This is a genomic window from Streptomyces sp. B93, from assembly GCF_018070565.1.
Lineage (GTDB): Bacteria > Actinomycetota > Actinomycetes > Streptomycetales > Streptomycetaceae > Streptomyces.
The window spans coordinates 454,604-478,872 of the sequence record NZ_JAGPXL010000001.1 but is presented as its reverse complement, the minus strand read 5'-3'; the positions used below and the strand labels follow the sequence as shown (position 1 = coordinate 478,872).

Here is a 24,269-nt window from a genome sequence, read left to right as displayed (position 1 = left end):
CGGTCAGCTCTTCGTACGGAACTTGTGGATCGCGACCGGCGCCATCACCGCCGTGATCCCCGCCGACCAGGCCAGCGTCAGCCACAGGTCGCCCGCGACCGGGCCGCCCACCATCAGACCGCGGGCGCTGTCCGCGAGCGCGGAGAGCGGATTGACGTCCGTAAAGTTCTGGAGCCAGCCCGGCATCGAGTCGGTCGGCGTGAAGATCGACGAACCGAACTGGAGCGGCATCAGCACCAGGAAACCCATCGCCTGCACGGACTGGGCGTTCTTCATCACCACGCCGAGGGTGAGGAACACCCACATCAGCGCCGAGCCGAACACCGCCGACAGGCCTACGGCCGCCAGCAGTCCGCCCCAGTTGGTGATGTCGAAACCGACGAGCACCCCGACGACCAGCAGCACCGTCGTCGCGAACAGCATCCGCAGCAGCTCCACCGCGATCTTCGCGAACAGCACCGAGCCGCGCCCGATCGGCAGCGACCGGAAGCGGTCCATCACCCCGGTGTTGAAGTCCTGGTTGAAGCCGGTGCCGACGCCCTGGGCCATGCTCAGGCCCATCATGGCCATCAGCCCGGGCACGACGTACTGCACGTACGCCTCCTGCCCGCCGCCGAGCGACTGCCCGATCGACCCGCCGAAGACGTACACGAACAGCAGGGTGAACACGACCGGGAACAGGACCGCGTCGGCCATCGACTCCGGGTCCTGCCGAATCCACAGCAGGTTCCGGCGGACCAGCGCGCCGGTGTGCCGCAGGTGCCCGCGCAGCGAGATCCGGCTGTCGGCCCTGAGGCCGTCGGGCAGGGTGGTGGCGGCGCTCATACGGCGACCTCCTCACGGTTCTCGGAAGCGGAAGCGGACACGGTGTCCTCCGGGGCGCTCGCCCGGTGTCCGGTGAGGGACAAAAACACCTCGTCCAGGCTGGGCAGTTCGGTGCTGACCGAGGCGAGCGTCACCCCGCGCGCGGTCACCGCCGTGATCACGGCGGTCAGCTGCTCGTCACTGAGCACCGGCACCAGCAGCGTGCCGCTCTCGACGTCCACGGTGGTCGTCGCGAGCCCGGTGATGCCCAGCTCGTCCAGGGCGGCGGCGAGCGGCCGCAGCCGCGCCGGTTCGGCCGGCCGGATCCGCAGCGTGCGCCCGCCGACCTTCGCCTTCAGCTCCTCGATCCGGCCGCCCGCGATCACCTTGCCGCGGTCGACGACCGTCAGCTCGGAGGCGAGCTGCTCGGCCTCCTCCATATACTGCGTGGTCAGCAGCACGGTCACCCCGTCCCCGACCATCCGCCGGACCTCGTCCCACACCTCGTTGCGGGTCCGCGGGTCCAGCCCCGTCGTCGGCTCGTCCAGGAACAGCACCGCCGGGTGCCCGATCATCGACGCGGCCAGGTCGAGCCGCCGCCGCATCCCGCCCGAGTACGTCCGCACGGGCCGCCTCGCCGCCTCGGTCAGCGAGAACCGCTCCAGCAGCTCGTCGGCGCGCGCCCGGGCCTCCCTGCGCGGCAGGTCCAGCAGCCGCCCGATCAGGTAGAGGTTCTCCCACCCCGGCAGCTTCTCGTCCACGGACGCGTACTGCCCGGTCAGCCCGATCACCCTGCGCAGCTGGCGCGGCTGCCGTACGACGTCGTACCCGGCGACGTACGCCTCCCCGGCGTCCGGCTGTAGCAGCGTGCTCAGAATCCGCACGAGCGTGGTCTTCCCGGCCCCGTTCGGCCCGAGCACCCCCATCACGGTGCCTTCCGGCACCTCCAGATCCACCCCGTCGAGCGCCTTGGTCTCCCCGAAATGCTTGACCAGCCCCCGCACGACCACCGCCGCACCCCTGGCCTTCAGATCATTTCCCGTCATGAAGGCAACGGTCCCAACCCCCACCGACAAACCACCGACAAGCCGCCGACAGCCGTCCTACACAGCCGCCGAGCCGCCGTAGCTGCGGGCAGTCGTGCCGCTGGGGCGGCACGGGTGGGCGCAGCGGCACCTCGCAGCGCCGGGCCGCGCGACCCACCCCCGCCCAGCCCCACCAAGGGGGACAGCCCTCGCCGGCGGGGGAAGACCGGCGAGGGCTGTCCATGGGTGGTGCGGCAATGGCTCAGTGGACGGAGTGCTCCTCAGAGGGGAACGCCCCGCCGACAACATCCTCGGCGAACGCCTTCGCGGCGCCCCCGAGAACCCCCCGCAGATCGGCGTACTGCTTGACGAACTTCGGCACCCGCCCCCCGGTGAGCCCCATCATGTCCGTCCACACCAGCACCTGCGCATCCGTCTCCGCCCCCGCACCGATCCCCACGGTGGGGATGTGCAGCGTCCGCGTGACCTCCGCCGCCAGCTCCGCCGGCACCAGCTCCAGCACCACCGCGAACGCCCCCGCGTCCTGCACGGCCTTCGCGTCCCGCAGCAGCTGCTGCGCCGCCTCCTCGCCGCGCCCCTGCACGCGGTAGCCCATCGCGTTGACGGACTGCGGGGTCAGCCCGATGTGGGCCATCACCGGGATGCCGGACTCGACGAGCAGCCGGATCTGCTCGTGCGACCGCTCACCGCCCTCCAGCTTCACGGCCTGCACGCCCGCCTCCTTCACCAGCCGGGTCGCCGAGCGCAGCGCCTGCACAGGCCCCTCCTGGTAGGACCCGAACGGCAGGTCGCCGACGATCAGGGCCCGCTTCGTGCCACGGACGACCGCGGCGGACAGCATGGTCATCTCGTCGAGCGTGACGGGCACGGTGGTCTCGTACCCGAGGTGGACGTTGCCCGCGGAGTCGCCGACGAGCATGACCGGGATCCCGGCCTCGTCGAAGACGGAGGCGGTCATCGAGTCGTAGGCGGTGAGCATGGGCCACTTCTCGCCCCGCTCCTTGGCGAGGGCGATGTCGCGGACGGTGATACGGCGGGTGCCCTTGCCTCCGTACAGCGCCTTGCTGCCGTCGGAGGTTCCCGTCTTCGCGGGCTGGGCAGCCGAAAGCTGCGTCATTGCACCGGCTCCTTACGTCATCTCGAGGCACCCTGACGGCGTCCCCGGATCCCCTCCATGGTGGCACCTCGTGCCAGGCGCGGCTAGGGGACCCCCGTCACGTCGGCATCCGGTCACGACGGCCGGTTAAGGGCCGGGTAAAAATTTACGATACGAGACCGACCCGTATCGTAAATCCCCTACGCTCGACGGCATGACAACTCCCTCAGGCGTCCCCGAGGCGGTGCACCGGCGCCGCTGGGCCATCCTCGGTGTGCTCATGCTGAGCCTGCTGATCGTCGTCCTCGACAACTCGATCCTGAACGTCGCCATCAAGACGATCTCCACCCCCGCACCCACCGGCCTCGGCGCCACCCAGAGCGAGCTGGAGTGGGCGATCAACGCCTACACCCTGGTCTTCGCGGGCCTGCTGTTCAGCGCCGGACTCCTCGGCGACCGGCTGGGCCGCAAGAAGGTCCTGCTCGGCGGCCTCGTCGTCTTCGGAGCCGGCTCCGCGCTCGCCGCCTTCGCCTCCTCGCCGAACGAGCTGATCGGGTTCCGCGCGGTGATGGGCCTGGGCGCCGCCTTCGTGATGCCCGCCACCCTCGCCGTACTGATGAACGTCTTCGAGCGCGACGAGCAGCCCAAGGCCATCGGCATCTGGGCGGGCGGCGTCGGCCTCGCCATCGCCATCGGCCCGATCACCGGCGGCGCCCTGCTGGACCACTTCTGGTGGGGCTCGGTCTTCCTCATCAACGTGCCGATCGTGCTGCTCGCCCTCGCCCTGATGGTGTGGCTGGTGCCCGACTCCCGCGACCCGAACCCCGGCCGGATCGACCCGGTGGGCGTCGCCCTGTCCGTCGTAGGCCTGGTCCTGCTCGTCTACGGCATCATCCGCGGCGGCGAACTGGCCGACTTCACGGAGCCCACCGTGCTGGGCGCCATCGGCGCCGGGCTCGCCGTCATCGTCGCCTTCGTCGTCTTCGAGAAGCGCAGCGACCACCCCTCCATCGACGTCACCTACTTCAAGGACAAGGTCTTCTCCGCCGCGATCGCCGCCATCTCGCTGGTCTTCTTCGCACTGATGGGCGTGACGTTCTTCGCCGTCTTCTACACCCAGAGCGTGCGCGGCTACTCGCCCCTGGAGACCGGCCTGCTGATGCTGCCGCTCGCCCTCGCCCAGCTGGTCTTCGCGCCCCGCGCCCGCCTCCTCGTCGACCGCTTCGGCAACAAGGCGACCACCACCGGCGGCATGGTGCTGCTCGCCGCGATGCTCGGCGCGTTCGCCACCCTGGACGCGGACACGCCGATCTGGTTCCTGGAAGTCGTGTTCTTCCTGATGGGCACCGGCATGGCGCACATCATGACCCCGGTCAGCGTCGTCATCATGCAGTCCCTGCCCCGCGAGAAGGCCGGTTCCGCCTCCGCGCTCAGCAACACCTTCCGCCAGGTCGGCGGCGCCCTCGGCATCGCCGTACTGGGCTCCGTCCTGTCGGCCGCCTACCGCACCGGCATCGAGGACAAGCTGACCGCCCTGCCGGCCGGCGCCCGGCACGCCGCGGGCGAGTCCATCGAGGCCACCCTCGCCGTCGCCGACCGCCTCGGCCCCACCGGCGCCCCCCTCGTCGACTCCGCCAACGACGCCTTCCTGCACGCCATGCACATCACCGCCCTGTGCGGCGCGGGCATCGCGGTGCTCGGCGCCGTGGTCGTGGCGCTGTTCCTGCCGGGCAGGCAGCCGGACCCGGCCGCCGGGGACGCCCCGGAGGAAGCGGCCGAGCCGGTCGCCCAGCCGGGCGGCACACCGTAGGAAGGCGCACCAGGAAGAATCGTCCACGCCCCGCCCCGGACCGACGAAGGGACGCACCACCGTGAGCCTCGCCGCCCCCCACCCCCCACATGACGGCCCCACCCGTGGCCGCCCCCGCAGCGAGGCCGTGGAGCGCGCCATCATCGAGGGCGCGATGAAACTCCTGGAGGACGGCGTCCCGCTCGGCGACCTCTCCATCGAACGCATCGCCCGCACCGCGGGCGTCGGCAAGGCCACCATCTACCGCCGCTGGCGCGGCAAGGAGGAACTCTTCGTCGACGTCCTGCGCGCCGCCGAACCCCCCGACCCCGAACTCCCCGGCACCTCGCTGCGCGACGACCTCGTCGTCCTGCTGGAGGCCCTGCGCCGCCGCGGCCTCGCCGACCGCACCTCCGCGATCCTGCACAACGTGCGTGCCCAGATGAAGAGCAGCCCCAAGATCTGGGCCGCCTACGACAGCATGGTCATCGCCCCCCGCCGCCGTACCGGCATCGAACTCCTGCGCCGCGCCCAGCGCGACGGCGAACTGCGCGCCGACACCGACGTGGAACTCCTCTACGACATCTTCGTCGGCCCCATGCTCACCCGCTCCGTGCTGCGCCGCTCCGCCGACCTCCCCGAGGGCCTCGCCGAGCGGATCGTGGACACCCTCCTCGAGGGTCTACGTCCCGTCAGCCCGCCGTCCCCCGAGCACTGATGTGCGTGGTTCGTCACAGAGAGCGCGTTCACACCCGGACCCCGGAACCCCCGGCGCCCGAGGAGTCGTCCTGCACTTCCGAACGGCCGTCATGGGACGGCGGGAACGGAGCCGATCATCCCCTAGGGTCTTGGGTGCGGGGGATGACGGTGTGCACGGCAGGTAGCGAGGCGACGGTATGGCGCAACAGGCGTACGTGACGGAGACGGACAACGACGGCCCGGGGCCCGAGCGTCGCGGCTCTGCCCTACGGCGCCTGAAGGACCGTACGGCCCGCCTCCTCGGCCGGCTGCGGAGCGACCGCCGCGTCTGGCTCCGCGGGCTGGTCCTCGCGGCCCTGGCCCTGCTGCTCGCGCTGGTGATGGTCGTCCACGCGCACATCCCCAACTCCATCGGCAACCTCGGCAGTCTCACCGAGACCTTCCTGCCCTGGCTCGGCGTCGCCATCCCGGTGCTGCTCGTGCTCGGCCTGGTGCGCCGCTCGGCCAGCGCGCTGATCGCGGTCCTGGTGCCCGCGCTGGTCTGGCTGAACCTCTTCGGCGGGCTGCTCTCCGACAAGGCGGCCACCGGCGGCGACCTCACCGTGGTCACCCACAACGTCAACGCCGAGAACGCGGACCCGGAGGGCACCGCCGAGGACGTGGCCGCCTCCGGCGCCGACGTGCTGGCCCTGGAGGAGCTGACCGCCGCGGCCGTCCCGGTCTACGAGAAGGCGCTGGCGTCGACGTACCGGTACCACTCGGTGCAGGGCACGGTCGGCCTGTGGAGCAAGTACCCGATCAGCGGCGTGCGCTCCGTCGACATCAAGCTGGGCTGGACCCGCGCCATGCGCGCCACGGTGACCGCCCCCGCCGGACCGGTCGCCGTCTACGTCGCCCACCTCCCCTCGGTGCGCGTGAAGCTGGAGGCCGGGTTCACCGCCCGGCAGCGCGACCACAGCGCCGACGCCCTCGGCGAGGCCATCGCCGACGAGCGCCTGGAGCGGATCGTGCTGCTCGGCGACCTGAACGGCACCATGAACGACCGGGCGCTCAACGCGGTGACCAGCCAGATGCGTTCCACCCAGGGCGCCGCGGGCAGCGGCTTCGGCTTCAGCTGGCCCGCCTCGTTCCCGATGGCCCGCATCGACCAGGTGATGGTGAAGGGGATCGAGCCGGTCAGCTCCTGGACCCTGCCGAGGACCAGCAGCGACCATCTGCCGGTGGCGGCCCGGGTGGATCTGGCCACGGGTTCTTAACCGGCCCGAAGCCTGCCCCTGACCTGTTGGAATACTGGGCCCGAGAAAGTTTGTTCCGAGCTTGAACATACAAAACGTATGATGGCGGAACACCACACTCCGAAAGGCCCGAGATTCCCATGCCCCTGGCCCTGCTAGCCCTGGCCGTAGGCGCCTTCGGCATAGGCACCACCGAGTTCGTGATGATGGGCCTGCTGCCCGATGTCGCCGCCGATCTCGGCGTCTCCCTCCCCGCCGCCGGACATCTGGTCTCGGCGTACGCCCTCGGCGTGGTCATCGGCGCCCCGCTGCTCGCGGCCGTCACGGCACGCGTGCCCCGGCGCCGCGTCCTGATCGCCCTGATGGTCCTCTTCGTCGCGGGCAACGCGCTCTCCGCCCTCGCCCCCGACCACCACTGGCTCCTCGCCGCCCGCCTGCTCAGCGGCCTCCCGCACGGCGCCTTCTTCGGCGTAGGCGCCGTCGTCGCCACCAGCATGGCCGCTCCCGACCGCAAGGCCCGCTCCGTCTCCCTGATGTTCCTCGGCCTCACCGTCGCCAACATCGCGGGCGTCCCCGCGGCCACCCTCATGGGCCAGCACCTCGGCTGGCGGGCGACCTTCCTCGCCGTCAGCGCGATCGGCGTGGCGGCGATCGCCGCGCTGGCCCTGCTGGTCCCCGCGGCGAGCGCCCCGACCCCGGCGGCGGGCCTGCGCGGCGAACTGACGGCCCTGCGCTCCCTGCCGGTCTGGCTCGCCCTCGGCACCACGGTCGCGGGCTTCGGCGCGCTCTTCGCCGCGTACAGCTACATCACCCCGATGCTCACCGACGCCGCCGGGTACACCGACGCCAGCGTCACGCTCCTGCTCGCCCTGTTCGGCGTCGGCGCGACCATCGGCAACCTGCTCGGCGGCCGCCTCGCCGACCACTCCCTGCGCGGCACCCTGTTCGGCGGCCTGACGGCACTGACGACGGTCCTCGCCCTGTTCCCGCTGCTGATGACCACCCCCTGGACGGCGGCCCTGGCGGTCACCCTCCTCGGCACCGCCGCGTTCGTCACCGGCTCCCCTCTCCAGCTGATGGTCATGGAGAAGGCCGCCTCCGCCCCTTCCCTCGCCTCCTCCGCCAACCAGGCCGCCTTCAACCTCGCCAACGCGGGCGGCGCCTGGATCGGCGGCCTGACCCTGGCCGCGGGCCACGGCGTGACGTCCCCGGCGGTGGCGGGCGCGGGCCTGGCGGTACTGGGCCTGGCGGTAGCCGCGACGGCGTACGCACTGGACCGCCGTACGGCCCCGGCCACCCCGTCCCACGAACGCCTGGTGGCGACGCACGTCCCGGAGCGAGCGGAGACGCTTCAACCCTGAGGAGGCCCGGCCTTCTCGTGCCGGGCGTCGTCATACGCCTCCCGGCTCCGCTCGATCCCGGCGTTGTGCTCGATCGCCCACTCGGCCAGCGCGACGGCGGGTCCGATCAACGTCCGCCCCGTCTCCGTGAGTTCGTACTCCACCCGCGGCGGCACCTCGGCGTACACCGTCCGCCCGACGAGCCCGTCCCGCTCCAGATGCCGCAACGTCAACGTCAGCATCCGCTGCGACACCCCTGGTATCCGGCGCAGCAACTCGGTGAACCGCATCCGCTCCCCGTGCAGCGTCGCCACCACGAGCAGCGTCCACTTGTCCCCGATCCGGTCGAGCAGCCCACGCACGGCCCGCCCGCCGTCACCCCGGATCAGACAGGCCCTCTCGTACTTCGACATCGCGCTCCAGGTGGGAGACGGGCACACGGATGTGCCTTTTGCAGACCTTCCGACGGTTACCCATCATGGCCCTGCTCCCCCGTCGTAACCCATGACGTGAGAAGGCGGAACCATGACCGTGGCGTACTGGATCGTCGTATCCCTGCTGGGCCTCTTCTACCTCTACTCGGGCACCAAGAAGGCCACCCAGAGCAAGGAGCGACTAGCCCCGATGATGGCCTGGGCCGACTCGGTCCCCATGCCCCTGGTCCGACTCATAGGCGTGCTGGAACTCCTGGGCGTGGCAGGCCTGCTGCTCCCACCCCTGACGGGCGTCGCACCGGGCCTGGCCGTGGCGGCGGCAGCCGGTCTCGTCGTGCTCCAGGTGCTGGCGGCGGGGCTGCACCTCTCCCGGGGGGAGGCGAAGGAGACCGGCCTCAACTGGACGCTGACAGCGGTCGCGGGCGTGACGGTGTGGCTGGCGGCGGCGCTCTGACGGAACGCCGCCGCCGTGACCCTCAACCGTCCCGGGAGGACAGCCGGTCGTCGTGGGTCCGGCAACGGTCCAGTCCCACGGCCTCGAACTCGTCCTCGCCCAGCGTCCTGCTTGTGCCGAGCCATCGCAGGGCCTGCGAGACCGGGCTGATCGAACGGGAGAACCGCCACTTTCTCGTCGGCACCGCCAGCGGCCCCGGAACCAGCGCGCCGTTGCCCCAGACAGCGGCCCGTTGCCCGCCGACCCCCCCCGAAGTACTCGACCTCGACATAGGCGACGGGCCCCGCGGCGGACCACTCCGCGAGCCGCTTCTCGAAGCCCCCGCGTAACCCACCCTTGCTCCCCACCCTGGATCGGAGACCTCATCCTGCCTCCTCCGGCGGCGGCTTGAGCGTGAAGGTGAAGTCGTCGGAGAGCTTGGCGTTCAGCCGGACCGCCGAGACGAGCCTGCCGTCGGCGACCAGTCGCTCGACCTCGGCCCGCGTGAGGCCGCACCCCTCGGCGACCAGCCGCACCGGCCGGACGGGTATGCGGGCCGCGAAGTGGACCGAGACGTCGAGCACCTCGCGGTCAAGGCGGTCCGAGCCGCCGGTGTCGAGGCGCCAGGCGCCCGTCCAGTCGAGGGCGACGCGGTTACGGCGCTGAAGGGCCGGTTCCTGGAGGAGTTCGGCCGCCAGGCCAAGGTCGTTGTCGTGCATCCGGTCCAGCAGGCCGGGCCGTACGGAGCGGACGTTCATCCGCTCCCAGACCGTGAGCTTGGCCGTGTCTCCGCAGCCGGTGCAGAGCACGAGGAGCCAGGCGTCGAGGAGCTTGTGGTGGGCGTTGACACGGAACTTGCCGTTCGCCCGGAAGCGGCCGGACGCGCAGGCGTGGCAACGGCGGAGAACGGTCGGCAGGCAGGTGGGCATACCACCCAGCGATTGAGCACAGGAGTACACCGGTTTCAGTGAGAAGTCCGCAGCAGGAAGCAGCGCGGCGCACAGCGGCAGCGGCGACGCGCGACAGATCAGCTCTCGGGAGGTCTCACACGGTGTACAACGGCACGTCCTTGTCCTGGACGACTCGGTCCAGCGGCACGGTAGTGGGGGGCGGCGCCACCGTTCCACGGGTTTTCGACGCCGGACGCGCGAAGGGGCTGACGGTCGACGACCGTCAGCCCCTTCGGACCGGAATCCGCCCCTACAGCACCGGCAGGTTCTTCCGCAGCTCGAAGGCGGTGACCTCGCTGCGGTACTCCTCCCACTCCTGCCGCTTGTTGCGCAGGAAGAAGTCGAAGACGTGTTCGCCGAGGGTCTCGGCGACGAGGTCGCTGCGTTCCATGAGGGTGAGGGCCTCGCCCAGGTTCTGGGGGAGGGGCTCGATGCCCATCGCGCGGCGCTCGGCGTCGGAGAGGGCCCAGACGTCGTCCTCGGCGCCCGGCGGAAGCTCGTACCCCTCCTCGATGCCCTTCAGGCCCGCGGCGAGGAGGACGGCGTAGGCGAGGTAGGGGTTGGCGCCCGCGTCCAGGGAGCGGACCTCGACCCGGGCGGAGCCGGTCTTACCGGGCTTGTACATCGGGACGCGGACCAGGGCCGAGCGGTTGTTGTGGCCCCAGCAGATGTACGACGGGGCCTCGCCGCCCGCGCCCGCGGTGCGCTCGGAGCCGCCCCAGATGCGCTTGTAGGAGTTCACCCACTGGTTGGTGACCGCCGAGATCTCCGCCGCGTGCCGCAGCAGGCCCGCGATGAAGGAGCGGCCGACCTTGGAGAGCTGGTACTCGGCGCCGGACTCGTAGAAGGCGTTCCTGTCGCCTTCGAACAACGACAGATGCGTGTGCATGCCGCTGCCGGGGTGCTCGGAGAACGGCTTCGGCATGAAGGTGGCCTGTACGCCCTGCTCCAGCGCGACCTGCTTCATGACCAGGCGGAACGTCATGATGTTGTCGGCCGTGGAGAGCGCGTCCGCGTAGCGCAGGTCGATCTCCTGCTGGCCGGGGGCGCCCTCGTGGTGGGAAAATTCGACGGAGATGCCCATCGACTCCAGCATGGTGATCGCCTGGCGGCGGAAGTCCATGCCGATGTTCTGCGGGGTGTGGTCGAAGTATCCGGAGTTGTCGGCTGGGGTCGGCCGCGAGCCGTCGAGCGGCTTGTCCTTCAGCAGGAAGAACTCGATCTCCGGGTGGGTGTAGAAGGTGAAGCCCAGGTCGGAGGTGCGGGCCAGGGCGCGCTTGAGCACATAGCGCGGGTCGGCGAAGGAGGAGGAGCCGTCCGGCATCAGGATGTCGCAGAACATCCGGGCCGTGCCGGGGGCCTCGGCACGCCAGGGCAGGATCTGGAAGGTGGACGGGTCCGGCTTGGCGATCATGTCGGACTCGTACACCCGCGCGAAGCCCTCGATGGCGGAGCCGTCGAAGCCGATGCCCTCGTCGAAGGCCTGCTCCAGCTCGGCCGGGGCCACGGCGACCGACTTGAGGAAGCCCAGCACGTCCGTGAACCACAGACGTACGAACCGGATGTCGCGCTCCTCCAACGTCCGGAGCACGAACTCCTGCTGCTTGTCCATCTTCCGCTTCCCCATCCTTGCTGGTCAGGCCGCCTGTCTCCGGTCCCTCGGGAGGCGGTCGGGCACCTGAGCATCCCACCACAACACCATTTCATGCGCGTTGCGGACCTTGATCGCCCGGCCGACCCCGGTCTGAACGCCTCAGATGCGGCAGGTGTACGGCTCCCCGGGCTCTCCAGCCCATCTTGCCTGCCCACACCGACATCCGTAATGGCAGGGCGGTACGGGAGCGAACGACGGCCCGCCACCGCCCCACCGAACGCCCCGTTCCCGTACCTATCGGGCCATTCCTGTGACCACCCTACGAGACGACAGCGGTCCCCCATTACGATCAGCGCACCCGACCGTCCTCCCTCCCCAGAAGGGCCAGCCCCATGGGTTCCGCCAAGAACAAGAGCAGTGCCGAGCGCAAGGCGCGGATAGAGGAGATGCGGCGCGCCGAGCGTGCCCGCGAGCGGCGCGGCCGCATCCTCACCGTCACGGCGTCCGCGGTGATCGTGGCCGGCCTCGTCGTCGGCGGGGTCGTCCTCGTCCAGTCGCAGTCCGACGACTCGGACTCCACGACCGACTCGAAGACCGCGGGCAAGCTGGTCGCCGGTGCGGACGGGGTGAGCACCTGGAAGGGCACGCTGTCCCAGAACCACGTCACCAAGTCGGTGAAGTACCCGGTGACGCCCCCGGTCGGCGGCGACCACCACGCGGCCTGGATGAACTGCAACGGCGACGTCTACACCAAGGCCGTCAACAACGAGAACGCCGTGCACTCGCTGGAGCACGGCGCGGTCTGGGTGACGTACAACAGCGAGGCCCCGAAGGCCGACGTCGACGCGCTGGCGGAGAAGGTCAAGCAGACGCCGTACACGCTGATGAGCCCGGTGGAGGACCAGAAGGACCCGATCGTGCTCACCGCCTGGGGCCACCAGCGCACGGTGACCGGCGCGGACGACCCGAAGGTGGGCGAGTTCTTCGAGAAGTTCGTCCAGGGTGAGCAGACGCCCGAGAAGGGCGCCGCCTGCACGGGCGGACTGTCCGGGTGAACCGGTCGCACAGCGGGTGGATCGCGGGCGCCGCGGCGGCGGTGCTCGTCGCGGCCGGTGCGATCACCTACGCGGTCGCGGAGGACGGCGGCTCCGGCGTGGAGCCGCCCGCCGCCGACTCCGCCGACGCCGGTTTCGCCCGCGACATGGCCGTCCACCACCAGCAGGCGGTGGAGATGTCGTACATCGTGCGCGACCGCACCGACGACGAGGACGTGCGGCGGCTCGCGTACGACATCGCGCAGACGCAGGCCAGCCAGCGGGGCATGCTGCTGGGCTGGCTGGACCTGTGGGGGCTGCCGAAGGTATCCGCCGACCCGCCGATGACCTGGATGGGCATGGGCTCCATGCCGCCCGGCGAGGACGGGGCGCTGATGCCCGGCATGGCGACCAACACCGAGCTGAAGAAGCTCGGCGAACTCAACGGGCGGCAGGCCGAGGTCTTCTTCCTCCAGCTGATGACCGACCACCACAAGGGCGGCGTCCACATGGCGGAAGCCTGCGTGGACAAGTGCGCGGTCGGCGTCGAGAAGCAGCTCGCGCGGGGCATGGTCGAGGGCCAGAAGTCGGAGATGGCGCTGATGGCGGACATGCTGGAGGAGCGGGGCGCGAAACCGCGGCCGTAGCGGGCCGAGGGGGGTGGCCCGCGCCACACGCCACCCCATCGCGTCGCTCTGACGATTACACTGATGTGCGTGCCTCAACTTCGCCTCGCTCTGAACCAGATCGACGCACGCGTCGGTGACCTCACCGGGAACACGGAGACGATCCTCCGCTGGACCCGGCACTCCGCCGAGCGCGGAGCGCACCTCGTGGCCTTCCCGGAGATGGCGCTCACCGGCTACCCCGTCGAGGACCTCGCCCTGCGCTCCTCCTTCGTGGAGGCCTCCCGCGCGGCCCTGCGCTCGCTCGCCGAGCGCCTCGCCGCGGAGGGCTTCGGGGAGCTGCCGGTGATCGTCGGCTACCTCGACCGCTGCGAGACCGCCCAGCCCAAGTACGGCCAGCCCGCAGGCGCTCCCCAGAACGCCGCCGCGGTCCTGCACCGCGGCGAGATCGTCCTCACGTTCGCCAAGCACCACCTGCCGAACTACGGCGTCTTCGACGAGTTCCGCTACTTCGTGCCCGGCGACAGCATGCCCGTGCTGCGGCTGCACGGCGTCGACATCGCCCTCGCCATCTGCGAGGACCTGTGGCAGGACGGCGGCCGGGTCCCCGCGGCCCGCTCGGCGGGCGCGGGCCTGCTCCTCTCCATCAACGCCTCCCCGTACGAGCGCGACAAGGACGACACCCGCCTCGAACTGGTCCGCAAGCGCGCCCAGGAGGCGGGCTGCACCACCGCCTACCTCGCCATGATGGGCGGGCAGGACGAGCTGGTCTTCGACGGCGACTCGATCGTCGTCGGCGCGGACGGCGAGGTGATCACGCGGGCGCCGCAGTTCGCGCAGGAGTGCGTGGTCCTGGACCTCGACCTGCCCGCGGCGGCCCCCGACGCGCCGGCCGGTGTGGTCGACGACGGTCTGCGCGTCGACCGGGTGATCCTCTCCGAGGAGCCCCTCGCGCCCTACGACCCCGAACTGCCCGGTGGCTACGCCGAGCGCCTCGACGACGCCGAGGAGGTGTACGCGGCGCTGGTCACGGGCCTGCGGGCGTACGTGGAGAAGAACGGCTTCCGCTCCGTCCTGATCGGCCTGTCGGGCGGTATCGACTCGGCGCTGGTGGCGTCGATCGCCTGCGACGCGGTGGGCGCGGAGAACGTGTACGGCGTGTCGATGCCGTCGAAGTACTCCTCCGAGCACTCCCGCGACGACGCGGCGGACCTGGCCCGGCGCACGGGCCTGAACTTCCGCACGGTCCCCATCGAGCCCATGTTCGACGCGTACATGGGCTCCCTGGGGCTGACCGGCCTGGCGGAGGAGAACCTCCAGTCCCGCCTGCGCGGCACGCTCCTGATGGCCATCTCCAACCAGGAGGGCCACATCGTGCTCGCCCCCGGCAACAAGTCGGAACTGGCGGTCGGCTACTCCACGCTCTACGGCGACTCGGTCGGCGCCTACGGCCCCATCAAGGACGTCTACAAGACGTCGGTCTTCCGCCTCGCCAAGTGGCGCAACCGAGCGGCGGAGGAACGCGGCGAGACCCCGCCGATCCCCGAGAACTCCATCTCCAAGCCCCCCAGCGCGGAACTCCGCCCCGGCCAGGTCGACACGGACTCCCTCCCGGACTACCCGGTCCTCGACGCCATCCTGGAGCGCTACGTCGACCACGACGAGGGCGCCGACACCATCACCGCGGCCGGCTTCGACCCCGCCCTCGTCACCAAGACCCTCCGCATGGTCGACACAGCCGAGTACAAGCGCCGCCAGTACCCCCCGGGCACGAAGATCTCCCCGAAGGGCTTCGGCAAGGACCGCCGCCTCCCGATCACGAACGGCTGGCGGGAGACGGCGTAGCCGGTCCGGTCGACGCGGCATGGCAATGACCGCAGGCCTCTTCTGTGCTGAGGCCTGCGGTCAGCGCCGGTTGACCATGACGGCGTACAGCGGGGAGTCGCTGGAGGGCTGGGTCTCGCCCTGCTTCTTGTAGCCCCATTCCTCGTACCGGGTCTGCACCCTGGGGTGGGTTGAGTCGACGAGGAGTGTCACGTAGTCGACGTCGACCGATTCGACCAGCGCGTCATGAATCCGCCGCGCCCGGCCGGTGCCCTGCCATCGGGGCACCACCATCAGCTCGGACAGGGCGAAGATCCGACCGCGTACGTCGACCGGGCGGACCGCTCCCTTCCACCAGCCGCCCGGCTTGAACTTCGAGCCGTACGCGTACCCGACCGGGGTGCCGTTCTCCCATCCTGAGACACACAGCCAGTCCTCGCGCCCTGACCACAGGTCGACGAAGTACGAGAACCGCTCGCGCGAGTGGAACGGGTCGGGGTCGTCCGCGTACACCTCGTCGTGCACGTCCAGGAGCAGAGCGCGCACGTCACGCGCGTCGGCGTGCCGGTGACACCTCAGGTCCATCGGCGGGACTCCTCGATCCAGCTCGTGACCTCGGAGGCTTTCGTGCCCGTGGCCTCGATGACGTGGCGTGTTCTGGCGAGTGTGTTCGTCGTTCGCTGCGATCCGGATGAGGGCAGCAGCATCCCGTACGCGCGTCTTCCGGTGTCGCAGGCAAGCTCCAACTCGCCCTGCCGCGCCTGGGACAGTGACAGGTGCGCCGTATAGAGAGCCGTGTCACGGACCATGTCGGCGGGGATGGCGGCGAGGGTGCGGTGGAGACAGAACTCGGCTCGCTCGTGCTCCCCGAGCGCCGTCCAGACGTACGACGACAGCGCGTCGAACTCGGCGCGGCCGTAGAACGCGATCCATCCCGAGGGCTGCTCGACGCCCGCCTGGCCGAACGCCTTCTCCGCGAGGTTCAGGGCCCGCAGTGACTCGGCACCCTGATGCAGCCTGGCCAGGGCGTTGGCGTGCCGCAGATGTCCCAACGAGGCGTACAACGGTTCACGCCGGGCCAGTGAGGAGCGCTTCATCACCTCCGCGCTGGCCGCCGCCTCGGCATGGTTCTCCCGCTGGCTGAAGGTCAGCATGAGCTGATCCCACACGCGGTACATGGCCTCGCCGTCGCGGGCGAGGCTCGCGAGGGTGAGGGCCTGATCGAGGTGACTGCGGGCGCGCTGGGGAGCGCTCGCGTCGATGGCGGCGAAGGCCGCCAGGCACATCACGTCGGAGGCGAGCCGGTGCAACTGACGCCGGATGCGGTCGGAGGCGCCACCGCCCGCCAGGGAGGACTGGATGCGAGTGGCCAGTTCGACGGCACTGACCTCGGTCCGCTGCCCGCCTCCGAGCCGCGAGTCGACGCGCAGCAGGCCGAGGTACTGCTCATGGAACCGATCAGCGTCCCGCTGCCCCAGCCGCGGGCGTGGTGCAGGAGCGAGAGCGGCGACCGGACTGCCGGTCGCTGCTGCGAGGAAGGTACGACGGTGCACTCGGTCCTCCGCATGGCCCTGGCGCGCCCTGGACGATCGGGGGGAGAATCCCAGCTCGGTGGCCGGACGACCCAGCACTCTCTCCAGTCCGAGGCGCTGTCTGTGCTGTGGCCAGGTGGTCTCACCGCTCAGATAGCGTCGGATGTCCCGGTCGGTGAGGCTGCCTTCCCTGCCGGTGAGTCGCTGGGTCTCCGCGTTCACGCGGCGGGCTAACTCGGCCTGGCTGATGTTGAGTTCCGCCATGGCGGCGGCCAGCTCGCGGTTCTCTCCCACATCGGCAAAGTAGCCGCGCGGTCCGGCGGCGCGACACCCTGAAGGTAAAAATCACCGGGGTCACGCCACCGGTCTCCGGGGATTTCACCTGTCCGAGTCACCGGCGCGCGCAGTGCACTGGACGCATGCCAAGTGTTGCTGACGGCGTCGTGGGCGTATCGGCCCACGTGGACCTCCCTCTCGCCGACTTCCGAGTCGGGCACCGGCTGCGCATCGCACGTGACCCGGCCGCTGCCCCCGGTGTGATCACCGAAGCCGACGCCCGATGGCCCGGACGCCTCCGCCGTATCGCGCGGGCAACGCTGCTCCACTGGCAGAGACAAGGGCTGCTGGCAGCTGCCGAGCGACTGCTGACGACCGAGGAACTACTGACGACGGAGTTGGTCACCAACGCTCTTCGGCACGGTTCCGGTCCTGAGATCGACTACCGCCTCCACCTCACGGGCACTCACGTGGTGACCGTGGTCCGTGACGGTTCTCCGGAATCCCCCGTCCTTCGTCAGGCATCCCTGGACGACGAGCACGGCCGCGGCCTCTTCCTCGTCGACTCCATGGCCGACGCGTGGGGTGTCAGTCCCGACGGCACAGCGATCTGGTGCGCCCTCTCCTACCGGGATCAACCCAGGTCCAAGTGAAGGTGTGCGACCAGCCCGGCGACACCGCGCTGTCAGCGGCAGTTCCGGAAGTCAGCAAGTGGGAAGTGTGGTCGCTCGTCCTGGCTGTCGGCTGCCTGGTGATGGCGCTGATCCTGGCGGCCCTCACCGATCGCCCGGCAGGGCGGCAGAAAGCAGGCATGGATGCGCATTGCTGGATCATTCGAGACACTCAGGAGAATCATGCAGGCTGTGACACCGGACGCTGCCCTCACCCCATGGGGCACCGCGCGCATGAGGCTGTTTCCCCCCGCCCTCGTCCTCCCGCCCAGCCGTGCCGTACTCGACCCCGAGACGCAGACGGCCACGTGGCTGGACGCCGAAGGCTTCCCTCTGCCGACGCTGGACCGGCACAAGCGCTCCGAGACGTCGAAGGAGACGACGACGAAGACCAGCCTCGACGGTACCCCCGACCAGGGCAGCGACCAGCAGGGAGACAGCGACTGATGGGCGCGGGTAGGCCACCTGTCCTTGTCGTCTCCCGGCTGGACGACGCGACTGCCGACGAGGTGATCGGAGAACTCAATCAGCGTCGAGTGCCCGTGGTGCGGCTGGACCCCGGAGACTTCCCCGCCTCGGTCACCATGGACGCCCTCATCGACAGCACCGGCCCCGGTGGCACCCTCACCACCCAGACCCGCACCCTCCGACTCGGCCAGGTGCGGTCGGTGTACTGGCGGCGGCCCACCCCATACGCGGCCGACCTCGCGATGCCTGGGCAGGACGCCCGCTGGGCAGTGGAAGAAGCCCGCTACGGGTTCGGCGGAGTGCTCGGTTCCCTGCCCGGCGCCCACTACGTCAACCATCCCTGGCGCAACCGGGACGGCGAGCACAAGCCCGCGCAACTGGCCGTGGCCGCGCGCTGCGGGCTCACCGTGCCTCCGACCCTGATCACCAACGATCCCGACCGGGCTCGCGCCTTCGCCGTCGCGTACGGACCGGTGGTCTACAAACCGCTTCGTGAGACGGAGTACACCGCCCCGGACGGCCGCAGCCTCACCGTGTGGATCGATGACGTGACACCGGAGCAGATCGACGACCGCCTACGGCACACCGCTCACCTCTTCCAACAGCGGGTCGCCAAAGCAGCCGACATCCGGCTGACCGTCGTAGGCGACCAACCGTTCGCCGTCCGCATCGATGGATCACCCGGGGTGGACTGGCGTCGCCACTACGACCTGCTCACCTACACCGCCATCCCCACCCCGCCGGAAATCCTCAAGGGCGTCCTCGGCTACCTCGACACCTTCGGCCTGGTCTTCGGCGCCTTCGATTTCGGGCTGGGAGCCGACGGGCGCTGGCACTGGTACGAATGCAACCCCAACGGGCAATGGGCCTGGTTCCCCGAGCACATCACGGATCCGATCACCGTCGCTCTCGCCGATCAGCTCCAGCATCCGGGAGGCACCGCATGACCACTGACCCCGCTGTCCTGCGCCGCCGCCTCGCCGCCGGAATCGGTGTGAGCGACCTCGCCTGGCGGTCCGCCGTAGAAGCCGTCCCCCGCGAAGCGTTCCTCGGAGACTGTCTGTTCCGCCTGTCCGGCACCCAATGGGTGCCGACGCACCGGGATCAGATCGGTGAAGACGCATGGCTGCGCCTCGTGTACCAGGACGCCACCTGGGTCACACAGGTCGAGGGTGTCGACGCGGCCGACTCGTCGGGCCCCCTCACCGGCCGCCCCACGTCTTCCGGCACCCTGCCGTCGCTCGTCGTGCGCATGCTCGACCTCGCGGGAGTCGGTGAGGGTGACCGGGTGCTGGAGATCGGCACCGGCACCGGCTACTCCACAGCCCTGCTCTGCCACCGCCTCGGCGACGAGTGCGTGTACTCCGTCGAGTACGACCCGCGGCTTGCCACCGTCGCGGGGGACCGCCTCCGAGCCACCGGGTACTTCCCCACCCTGGTCACCGGAGACGGCCTCGCCGGGTACAAGGACGGCGCCGACTACGACGCGATCGTCGCCACCTGCGCCGTCCGGCACATTCCGCCCGCCTGGCTCCGGCAGGTCCGAGCGGGTGGAACCATCACCACCGCCCTTGGCGGCTGGATGACGGCCTCGGGTCTCATTCGCCTCACCGTCCAGGACGACGGCACCGCCAGCGGCACATTCGCCGCGGACCAGGTCGGCTGCATGCTCGCGCGTCCGCACGAACGCCCGCCCCGTCCCACCTACTTCCAACGTCCGGGCCAGGTCCGGCAGATCCGTACCGACCCGGGGCTCCTCGACGACTGGACAGGGCACTTCGTGGCCCAGCTCGCCGCTCCCTCGGCCGAACTCATGACCAGCGACGACGGCGTGATCCTCGTCGACGTCGCCACCGGCTCACAGGCGTGGACCGAAGCCACCGCCGCGGGCCGGCGCGTTCACCAGTACGGCCCTCTGCGCCTGTGGGACGCCGTGGAGGAGGCCCTGCTGACCTGGCAGCGAGCCGGTTCACCCGCGCAGTCCGCCTTCGGTATGACCGTGGACGGTGACGGCGTCCAGCGGGTGTGGGGCGGGGACCCGGGCGGTCCGTCATGGCGGCTGCCGGTCTGAGGGGCCGCGTCAGTCGTGGTGCCCCTTACCCGTTCGCAGATGCGCCCGCGTCCCCTCCGGTCCGAACAGGATCAGCAGTTCCACCGCGCCCCCGTCCGCGCTGCCCAGCCAGTGGGGGAGGGACGTGTCGAACTCCGCGGCCTCGCCGGGGGAGAGGGTCAGGTCGCGTTCGCCGACCAGGAGGCGCAGGCTGCCGTTCAGGACGTACAGCCATTCGACGCCCTCGTGGGTCTGCGGGGTCGGTTCGAGGGGTCTGGGGCGGGCGGGGATGAGGAGTTTGAAGGCCTGGGTGCCGCCCGGGCGGCGGGACAGGGGGATGAAGACCATGCCGAAGCGGTGGACGGGCTTCAGGTGGATGCGGGGGTCCCCGGTGCGCGGGGCGCCGACCAGGTCGTCCAGGGGGACGTCGTACGTACGGGCCAGGGGCAGCAGGAGTTCCAGGGTGGCCCGGCGCCAGGCGGGACAGCGTGCTCTCCGAGACACCGGTCACCGCCGCGAGGTCGGCGAGGGTGATGCCCCGCTCCCGGCGCAGGGCGCGCAGGCGCGGACCTACGAGGGCGAGTACGTCATGCGTGTCGCTGTCCACGAGGGCACCTTGCCATAGCCGCAAGATTTCGTGCCGGGTGGGAGGTGGTCCGGTGAGACTGCGGGGACGAGGACACCCCCCGTTCGCTCGAAGAGGTGGAGCCCATGTCCCGCACCCGCCGCCCCGGCCGCCGTGCCGACACCCCGCCGCCCCGCACCGGGAACAGTGAGCTGGAGGTGCTGCGCGGGTTCCTCGGCTATCTGCGCGACTCGGTCGTCAGGAAGGTCGAGGGCGCTGCCGAACCGGCGGTCCGGACGGCCGGGGTGCCGTCCGGTACGAATCTGCTCGGGCTGGTCAACCATCTCGCTCACGTGGAGCGTTCCACGTTCCTCGGGGAGCGGGTCGCCGACTGGCAGGCCACCTTCCACGCCGCCCCGGAGGACGGCGTGGCGGACGTCGTCGGGCGCTATCGGGCGGCGGTCGCGCGGGCCGATGACGTGCTCGACGGCTGTCTCGATCCGGGCGCCCCGCTGCCCGGGAGCCACCGGCCCGGCCCCAGCGTCCGCTGGGCCCTCACCCACCTGATCGAGGAGACCGCCCGGCACGCCGGGCACGCGGACATCCTGCGGGAACTGGTCGACGGAGCGACCGGGCGTTGAGTCAGACCGCCGGGGCGAGGCGCGTGTCGGTGCCCTCGTAGCGGAACGTGCTCTTGGTGTCGGCCGGTACCTGGTGCAGGGCCGGGCAGACCGGGAGCCGGGTGACGGCGGAGGCGGCCACGAGGGCCACCGCCGATCCGGTCAGTATCCAGGTGCTCTTGCGCGGCGGGGTGGCGCCAACTCCTGTCGCGGCATTGGTATTTGGTGACGGGGAGGGGTGAAGGTCCCGTGAGCGCGCCCGCCTCATCGCTCAGCGACCGCTCAGTGCAACCGTCGAGTGTCGGTCATCCCGTCCCGTCGTTGCGCGAAGCCTTGCCACAGGTCGGTGCTACCCATACCCTCGCGCAACAGAAAGCGCTTTCCCGACTCATGGGACAGTTCCGGTGGAGGCGAACGTCGCGGCACCCGCAAGGCCTTGCTGACAGTTCGCTGACATGCCCATGACATGTAACGCCTGTAACGCGGCAATGACCCGTAGTCGAAGAAGACGAAAGGCAAGGCGAGCAAGCATGAAGCGACCCGTCGCAGTGCGACTCTGCGCGGCACTGGCCACCGGAGCCGTCGCGGCCGCGACCGGTGTGGCCCTGTCGATGCCCACGGCGTCCGCGGCCACCACCGGTGCCACCGGATACGCGACCCAGAACGGCGGCACCACCGGCGGCGCGGGCGGTCAGACCGTCCGGGCCACCACCGGCACCGCCATCCACACGGCCCTGTGCAACCGGGCCAGCGCCAGCACCCCGATCACCATCCAGGTCGAGGGCACCATCAACCACGGCAACACCAGCAAGGTCTCCGGCGGCAGCTGCAACACCGCCGACGGCGTCATCGAGCTGAAGCAGATCAGCAACGTCACGATCGTCGGGGTCGGAAACGGTGCCGTCTTCGACCAGCTCGGCATCCACATCCGCGAGGCCAGCAACATCATCATCCAGAACGTGACGGTGCGGAACGTCAAGAAGTCGGGCTCCCCCACCTCCAACGGCGGCGACGCCATCGGCATGGAGAGCAACGTCCGCAACGTCTGGGTCGACCACGTCACCCTGGAGGCGTCCGGCGGTGAGTCGGAGGGCTACGACGGCCTCTTCGACATGAAGAACAACACCCAGTACGTGACGCTGTCCTACAGCATCCTGCGCAACTCCGGCCGCGGCGGGCTCATCGGCTCCAGCGAGAGCGACACGTCCAACGGCTACGTCACGTTCCACCACAACCTGTACCAGAACATCGACTCGCGCACGCCCCTGCTGCGCGGCGGCATCTCCCACATCTACAACAACCACTACGTGCAGCTGAACGAGTCCGGCATCAACTCCCGCGCCGGTGCCCGCGCCAAGGTCGACAACAACTACTTCAAGGACTCCAAGGACGTCCTCGGCACCTTCTACACCGACGCCGCCGGGTACTGGCAGGTCAGCGGCAACATCTTCGACAACGTGACCTGGTCGAGCCGCAGCGGCGACAACAACCCCGCCGGGCCGAACCCGACGTCCAACACCAGCGTCAGCATCCCATACTCCTACAGCCTGGACGGGGCCAGCTGCGTGCCGGGCGTGGTGAGCCAGACCGCCGGTGCCAACAAGGGGCTGCGCGTCTCGGACGGCAACTGCACCCCGCAGACGCCGACCCCGACCCCGACGCCGACCGACCCGGCCCCGACCGACCCCGTCCCCACCGACCCGCCCACCGGCACCAACCTCAGCATCGGCGCCGGGTCCGACGGCTCCAGCAAGGCCGACGGGACCAGCTACGGCAATGTGCGCGACGGCAGCATGAGCACCTACTGGTCGCCGTCCGGCTCGACCGGCTCGGTCTCGGTCAAGTGGGGCTCCGCGACCCGGGTCTCCTCGGTCAACATCCGTGAGGCCGCCGGGGCCACGGGCGCCATCGGCTCCTGGAGGGTCGTCAACCACGACACCGGCGCCGTCCTGAAGACCGGCAGCGGCGCGGGCGTCATCGCCTTCACCCCGACCACCCTGAGCAAGATCACCTTCGAGATCACCAGCTCCAACGGCACCCCGAGGGTCGCCGAGTTCGAGACGTACGCCTGAGTCCGAGGCCGGGGGCCGCCCGTCCCGCCGGGTGCCCCCGGCTACTCCCGCGCCGCCGCGAGCTGCGCCAGCAGCCGGTGCAGCGGCTCCGTGGCCCGGCGCCGGTACTCCTGGACCGACCACCCGTTGCCGTCCGGGTCGGTGAAGTACATGAACGTGGCCCCGTCGTCGGGGGAGTACTGGACCGGCTCGGAGATCTCCAGGCCCCGCCCGGTCAGCTCCGCGTGGGCCGCCTTGATGTCGGCGACGCACAGCTGGAGGCCCTGGTAGGAGCCGGGGGCCGGGCGGGGGCCCTTGGTCAGCTCCCAGATGGAGTCGCCGAGGGCGATCGAGCAGCCGGAGCCGGGAGGCGTCAGCTGGACGATGCGCAGGCCCGGCATGACCTCCTGGTCGATGTCGACGTGGAAGCCGACCCTGTCGCGGTAGAAGTCGCGGGAGCGGTCGATGTCGGTCACCGGCAGCGGGATCACTTCCAGGGTCATGTCCATGGCTGACTCCTTCGTCGGGCGGCGCCGCGTCACTCGAAGCGCCACCTCGTCTGGCTGAACGGCTCCCCCTTACCGAAGCCGAAAACGGTGTCCGGCGCCACCGAGAAGACGAAAGCGTCCCCGGGTCCGTGGTGGAAGCAGCCGTTCCGCACCTCGAAGTGCCAGAAACCGCCGTACTTCGCCTCCCAGGCCGCGGCCAGCTGGCGCAGTCGGCCGTCGTCGGTGACCCGGGCCGCGACGCCCTCCACCACCAGGTCGTACCCCTTGTTCCAGATGTTGGTGCCGGTCGTCAGCGCGACATGGGGGTTGTCGGCCAGGTTGCGCGCCTTGCGTTCCTGGGGGCCGGTGCAGAAGTGCAGCGCGCCGTCCTGCCACACCGCGGGCAGCGGGGTGACGTGCGGGCGGCCGTCCGGACGTACCGTCGAGATCCAGAACAGCTCCGACGCCGCGAGCAGCGCCTCGGTCTCGGCCCAGTCGGGCGGTACGGCGCCCTCGCTGCTGTACCGGGGGTCCAGCTCGGCTCGGGGAGTGCGCATGACGATTTCCTTCCGGTTCGGCGGGATCCCCGTACCTCTGCCGGTCGCTCCGGTTCGGCGGGATGCCCGTACCTCCGGAGTACCGAC

26 protein-coding genes and 1 pseudogene are annotated in these 24,269 nt (G+C 70.4%); 14 read left to right on the top strand and 13 right to left on the bottom strand.

The genetic code is table 11. The annotated features are described in order from the left end of the window. Nucleotides 1-3: 3 nt before the first annotated feature. The 3 genes from KBY47_RS02225 to panB form a co-directional block, all read right to left on the bottom strand. Nucleotides 4-825 (bottom strand): ABC transporter permease, encoded by an 822-nt coding sequence (locus tag KBY47_RS02225; RefSeq protein WP_210919121.1) that lies wholly within the window; start codon nt 823-825, stop codon nt 4-6. Beyond that, entirely contained in the window at nt 822-1,850 is a 1,029-nt protein-coding gene (locus KBY47_RS02220) for an ATP-binding cassette domain-containing protein (RefSeq protein WP_210919120.1), read from the bottom strand. Before KBY47_RS02220 ends, KBY47_RS02225 begins: the two co-directional genes overlap by 4 nt. Nucleotides 1,851-2,091: 241 nt before the next feature. After that, entirely contained in the window at nt 2,092-2,967 is an 876-nt protein-coding gene (gene panB, locus KBY47_RS02215) for a 3-methyl-2-oxobutanoate hydroxymethyltransferase (RefSeq protein WP_210919119.1), read from the bottom strand. Between the two features lie 193 nt (nt 2,968-3,160). On the opposite strand from panB, the gene KBY47_RS02210 reads away from it, so the two are divergent. The 4 genes from KBY47_RS02210 (at nt 3,161) to KBY47_RS02195 (ending at nt 8,030) form a co-directional block, all read left to right on the top strand. Then, nucleotides 3,161-4,756 (top strand): MFS transporter, encoded by a 1,596-nt coding sequence (locus KBY47_RS02210; RefSeq protein ID WP_210919118.1) that lies wholly within the window; start codon nt 3,161-3,163, stop codon nt 4,754-4,756. A 61-nt stretch (nt 4,757-4,817) separates the two neighbouring features. Then, nucleotides 4,818-5,453 carry a TetR/AcrR family transcriptional regulator gene (locus tag KBY47_RS02205; RefSeq protein ID WP_210919117.1) on the top strand — a complete coding sequence of 212 codons (636 nt, stop codon included), beginning with the start codon at nt 4,818-4,820 and terminating at the stop codon, nt 5,451-5,453. A gap of 178 nt (nt 5,454-5,631) precedes the next feature. After that, nucleotides 5,632-6,690: an endonuclease/exonuclease/phosphatase family protein gene (locus tag KBY47_RS02200; RefSeq protein ID WP_210919116.1), complete on the top strand. Its 1,059-nt coding sequence runs from the start codon at nt 5,632-5,634 to the stop codon at nt 6,688-6,690. Between the two features lie 119 nt (nt 6,691-6,809). Further along, nucleotides 6,810-8,030, top strand: a complete 1,221-nt coding sequence (locus KBY47_RS02195; protein ID WP_210919115.1) for an MFS transporter — start codon at nt 6,810-6,812, stop codon at nt 8,028-8,030. Here the strand turns inward: KBY47_RS02195 and KBY47_RS02190 are convergent. Continuing rightward, a complete protein-coding gene (locus KBY47_RS02190) occupies nt 8,021-8,422 on the bottom strand; it encodes a helix-turn-helix domain-containing protein (RefSeq protein ID WP_210919114.1) in 402 nt (133 codons plus the stop codon). The genes KBY47_RS02195 and KBY47_RS02190 overlap by 10 nt on opposite strands. A gap of 112 nt (nt 8,423-8,534) precedes the next feature. On the opposite strand from KBY47_RS02190, the gene KBY47_RS02185 reads away from it, so the two are divergent. Next, entirely contained in the window at nt 8,535-8,897 is a 363-nt protein-coding gene (locus KBY47_RS02185; RefSeq protein ID WP_210919113.1) for a DoxX family protein, read from the top strand. A gap of 22 nt (nt 8,898-8,919) precedes the next feature. On the opposite strand, the gene KBY47_RS02180 is transcribed toward KBY47_RS02185, so the two are convergent. The 3 genes from KBY47_RS02180 to KBY47_RS02170 all read right to left on the bottom strand — a co-directional run bounded on the left by KBY47_RS02180 (nt 8,920) and on the right by KBY47_RS02170 (nt 11,438). Further along, nucleotides 8,920-9,081, bottom strand: coding sequence for a hypothetical protein (locus KBY47_RS02180; protein WP_210919112.1), 162 nt, complete (start codon nt 9,079-9,081; stop codon nt 8,920-8,922). Nucleotides 9,082-9,259: 178 nt separating this feature from the next. Further along, the gene (locus KBY47_RS02175; RefSeq protein WP_210919111.1) at nt 9,260-9,805 is read right to left on the bottom strand and encodes a DUF1062 domain-containing protein; all 546 of its coding nucleotides are present in this window, start codon (nt 9,803-9,805) and stop codon (nt 9,260-9,262) included. A gap of 271 nt (nt 9,806-10,076) precedes the next feature. Then, nucleotides 10,077-11,438 carry a glutamine synthetase family protein gene (locus KBY47_RS02170; protein WP_210919110.1) on the bottom strand — a complete coding sequence of 454 codons (1,362 nt, stop codon included), beginning with the start codon at nt 11,436-11,438 and terminating at the stop codon, nt 10,077-10,079. Between the two features lie 374 nt (nt 11,439-11,812). On the opposite strand from KBY47_RS02170, the gene KBY47_RS02165 reads away from it, so the two are divergent. The 3 genes from KBY47_RS02165 to KBY47_RS02155 all read left to right on the top strand — a co-directional run bounded on the left by KBY47_RS02165 (nt 11,813) and on the right by KBY47_RS02155 (nt 14,925). Continuing rightward, nucleotides 11,813-12,475: a DUF3105 domain-containing protein gene (locus tag KBY47_RS02165; protein WP_210919109.1), complete on the top strand. Its 663-nt coding sequence runs from the start codon at nt 11,813-11,815 to the stop codon at nt 12,473-12,475. Then, the gene (locus KBY47_RS02160; RefSeq protein WP_210919108.1) at nt 12,472-13,101 is read left to right on the top strand and encodes a DUF305 domain-containing protein; all 630 of its coding nucleotides are present in this window, start codon (nt 12,472-12,474) and stop codon (nt 13,099-13,101) included. The genes KBY47_RS02165 and KBY47_RS02160 overlap by 4 nt, the downstream gene beginning before the upstream one ends. A 63-nt stretch (nt 13,102-13,164) precedes the next feature. Beyond that, complete coding sequence (locus KBY47_RS02155) at nt 13,165-14,925, top strand: NAD+ synthase (protein WP_210919107.1); 1,761 nt, start codon at nt 13,165-13,167, stop codon at nt 14,923-14,925. Between the two features lie 60 nt (nt 14,926-14,985). Here KBY47_RS02155 and KBY47_RS02150 read toward each other — a convergent pair whose 3' ends face one another. Both KBY47_RS02150 and KBY47_RS02145 read right to left on the bottom strand, forming a co-directional pair. Further along, nucleotides 14,986-15,489, bottom strand: a complete 504-nt coding sequence (locus tag KBY47_RS02150; protein WP_210919106.1) for a GNAT family N-acetyltransferase — start codon at nt 15,487-15,489, stop codon at nt 14,986-14,988. After that, a complete protein-coding gene (locus tag KBY47_RS02145) occupies nt 15,480-16,730 on the bottom strand; it encodes an XRE family transcriptional regulator (protein WP_308405011.1) in 1,251 nt (416 codons plus the stop codon). Before KBY47_RS02145 ends, KBY47_RS02150 begins: the two co-directional genes overlap by 10 nt. A gap of 125 nt (nt 16,731-16,855) precedes the next feature. On the opposite strand from KBY47_RS02145, the gene KBY47_RS02140 reads away from it, so the two are divergent. The 4 genes from KBY47_RS02140 to tgmC all read left to right on the top strand — a co-directional run bounded on the left by KBY47_RS02140 (nt 16,856) and on the right by tgmC (nt 19,922). Beyond that, on the top strand, nt 16,856-17,365 hold the full coding sequence (locus KBY47_RS02140) for an ATP-binding protein (protein ID WP_210919105.1): 510 nt from the start codon (nt 16,856-16,858) through the stop codon (nt 17,363-17,365). A gap of 162 nt (nt 17,366-17,527) precedes the next feature. After that, nucleotides 17,528-17,830 (top strand): putative ATP-grasp-modified RiPP, encoded by a 303-nt coding sequence (locus KBY47_RS02135; RefSeq protein ID WP_308405010.1) that lies wholly within the window; start codon nt 17,528-17,530, stop codon nt 17,828-17,830. After that, nucleotides 17,830-18,798, top strand: a complete 969-nt coding sequence (gene tgmB / locus KBY47_RS02130) for an ATP-grasp ribosomal peptide maturase (protein WP_210919103.1) — start codon at nt 17,830-17,832, stop codon at nt 18,796-18,798. The genes KBY47_RS02135 and tgmB overlap by 1 nt, the downstream gene beginning before the upstream one ends. Continuing rightward, a complete protein-coding gene (gene tgmC, locus KBY47_RS02125; protein ID WP_210919102.1) occupies nt 18,795-19,922 on the top strand; it encodes an ATP-grasp peptide maturase system methyltransferase in 1,128 nt (375 codons plus the stop codon). Before tgmB ends, tgmC begins: the two co-directional genes overlap by 4 nt. 9 nt (nt 19,923-19,931) lie before the next feature. Here tgmC and KBY47_RS02120 read toward each other — a convergent pair. Beyond that, a pseudogene (locus KBY47_RS02120) lies at nt 19,932-20,508 on the bottom strand (helix-turn-helix domain-containing protein). A 104-nt stretch (nt 20,509-20,612) separates the two neighbouring features. On the opposite strand from KBY47_RS02120, the gene KBY47_RS02115 reads away from it, so the two are divergent. Then, on the top strand, nt 20,613-21,107 hold the full coding sequence (locus tag KBY47_RS02115) for a DinB family protein (protein WP_210919101.1): 495 nt from the start codon (nt 20,613-20,615) through the stop codon (nt 21,105-21,107). Between the two features lies 1 nt (nt 21,108). On the opposite strand, the gene KBY47_RS36935 is transcribed toward KBY47_RS02115, so the two are convergent. Continuing rightward, a complete protein-coding gene (locus tag KBY47_RS36935) occupies nt 21,109-21,237 on the bottom strand; it encodes a hypothetical protein (RefSeq protein WP_282108336.1) in 129 nt (42 codons plus the stop codon). A 379-nt stretch (nt 21,238-21,616) separates the two neighbouring features. Between KBY47_RS36935 and KBY47_RS02110 the strand changes: the two genes are divergently transcribed. Then, nucleotides 21,617-23,158: a polysaccharide lyase family 1 protein gene (locus KBY47_RS02110; protein ID WP_210919100.1), complete on the top strand. Its 1,542-nt coding sequence runs from the start codon at nt 21,617-21,619 to the stop codon at nt 23,156-23,158. Nucleotides 23,159-23,199: 41 nt separating this feature from the next. Here KBY47_RS02110 and KBY47_RS02105 read toward each other — a convergent pair whose 3' ends face one another. Continuing rightward, complete coding sequence (locus KBY47_RS02105) at nt 23,200-23,646, bottom strand: VOC family protein (RefSeq protein WP_210919099.1); 447 nt, start codon at nt 23,644-23,646, stop codon at nt 23,200-23,202. Nucleotides 23,647-23,675: 29 nt separating this feature from the next. Continuing rightward, on the bottom strand, nt 23,676-24,182 hold the full coding sequence (locus tag KBY47_RS02100) for a pyridoxamine 5'-phosphate oxidase family protein (RefSeq protein ID WP_210919098.1): 507 nt from the start codon (nt 24,180-24,182) through the stop codon (nt 23,676-23,678). Between the last annotated feature and the right edge of the window lie 87 nt (nt 24,183-24,269).

Coding starts and splice junctions, on each gene's coding strand:
- KBY47_RS02225 (WP_210919121.1), bottom strand. CDS start 825: ATGAGCGCCGCCACCACCCTGCCCGACGGCCTCAGGGCCGACAGCCGG.
- KBY47_RS02220 (WP_210919120.1), bottom strand. CDS start 1,850: ATGACGGGAAATGATCTGAAGGCCAGGGGTGCGGCGGTGGTCGTGCGG.
- panB (WP_210919119.1), bottom strand. CDS start 2,967: ATGACGCAGCTTTCGGCTGCCCAGCCCGCGAAGACGGGAACCTCCGAC.
- KBY47_RS02210 (WP_210919118.1), top strand. CDS start 3,161: ATGACAACTCCCTCAGGCGTCCCCGAGGCGGTGCACCGGCGCCGCTGG.
- KBY47_RS02200 (WP_210919116.1), top strand. CDS start 5,632: ATGGCGCAACAGGCGTACGTGACGGAGACGGACAACGACGGCCCGGGG.
- KBY47_RS02195 (WP_210919115.1), top strand. CDS start 6,810: ATGCCCCTGGCCCTGCTAGCCCTGGCCGTAGGCGCCTTCGGCATAGGC.
- KBY47_RS02190 (WP_210919114.1), bottom strand. CDS start 8,422: ATGTCGAAGTACGAGAGGGCCTGTCTGATCCGGGGTGACGGCGGGCGG.
- KBY47_RS02185 (WP_210919113.1), top strand. CDS start 8,535: ATGACCGTGGCGTACTGGATCGTCGTATCCCTGCTGGGCCTCTTCTAC.
- KBY47_RS02175 (WP_210919111.1), bottom strand. CDS start 9,805: ATGCCCACCTGCCTGCCGACCGTTCTCCGCCGTTGCCACGCCTGCGCG.
- KBY47_RS02170 (WP_210919110.1), bottom strand. CDS start 11,438: ATGGACAAGCAGCAGGAGTTCGTGCTCCGGACGTTGGAGGAGCGCGAC.
- KBY47_RS02165 (WP_210919109.1), top strand. CDS start 11,813: ATGGGTTCCGCCAAGAACAAGAGCAGTGCCGAGCGCAAGGCGCGGATA.
- KBY47_RS02155 (WP_210919107.1), top strand. CDS start 13,165: ATGTGCGTGCCTCAACTTCGCCTCGCTCTGAACCAGATCGACGCACGC.
- KBY47_RS02150 (WP_210919106.1), bottom strand. CDS start 15,489: ATGGACCTGAGGTGTCACCGGCACGCCGACGCGCGTGACGTGCGCGCT.
- KBY47_RS02140 (WP_210919105.1), top strand. CDS start 16,856: ATGCCAAGTGTTGCTGACGGCGTCGTGGGCGTATCGGCCCACGTGGAC.
- KBY47_RS02135 (WP_308405010.1), top strand. CDS start 17,528: ATGCGCATTGCTGGATCATTCGAGACACTCAGGAGAATCATGCAGGCT.
- tgmB (WP_210919103.1), top strand. CDS start 17,830: ATGGGCGCGGGTAGGCCACCTGTCCTTGTCGTCTCCCGGCTGGACGAC.
- tgmC (WP_210919102.1), top strand. CDS start 18,795: ATGACCACTGACCCCGCTGTCCTGCGCCGCCGCCTCGCCGCCGGAATC.
- KBY47_RS02115 (WP_210919101.1), top strand. CDS start 20,613: ATGTCCCGCACCCGCCGCCCCGGCCGCCGTGCCGACACCCCGCCGCCC.
- KBY47_RS02110 (WP_210919100.1), top strand. CDS start 21,617: ATGAAGCGACCCGTCGCAGTGCGACTCTGCGCGGCACTGGCCACCGGA.
- KBY47_RS02105 (WP_210919099.1), bottom strand. CDS start 23,646: ATGGACATGACCCTGGAAGTGATCCCGCTGCCGGTGACCGACATCGAC.
- KBY47_RS02100 (WP_210919098.1), bottom strand. CDS start 24,182: ATGCGCACTCCCCGAGCCGAGCTGGACCCCCGGTACAGCAGCGAGGGC.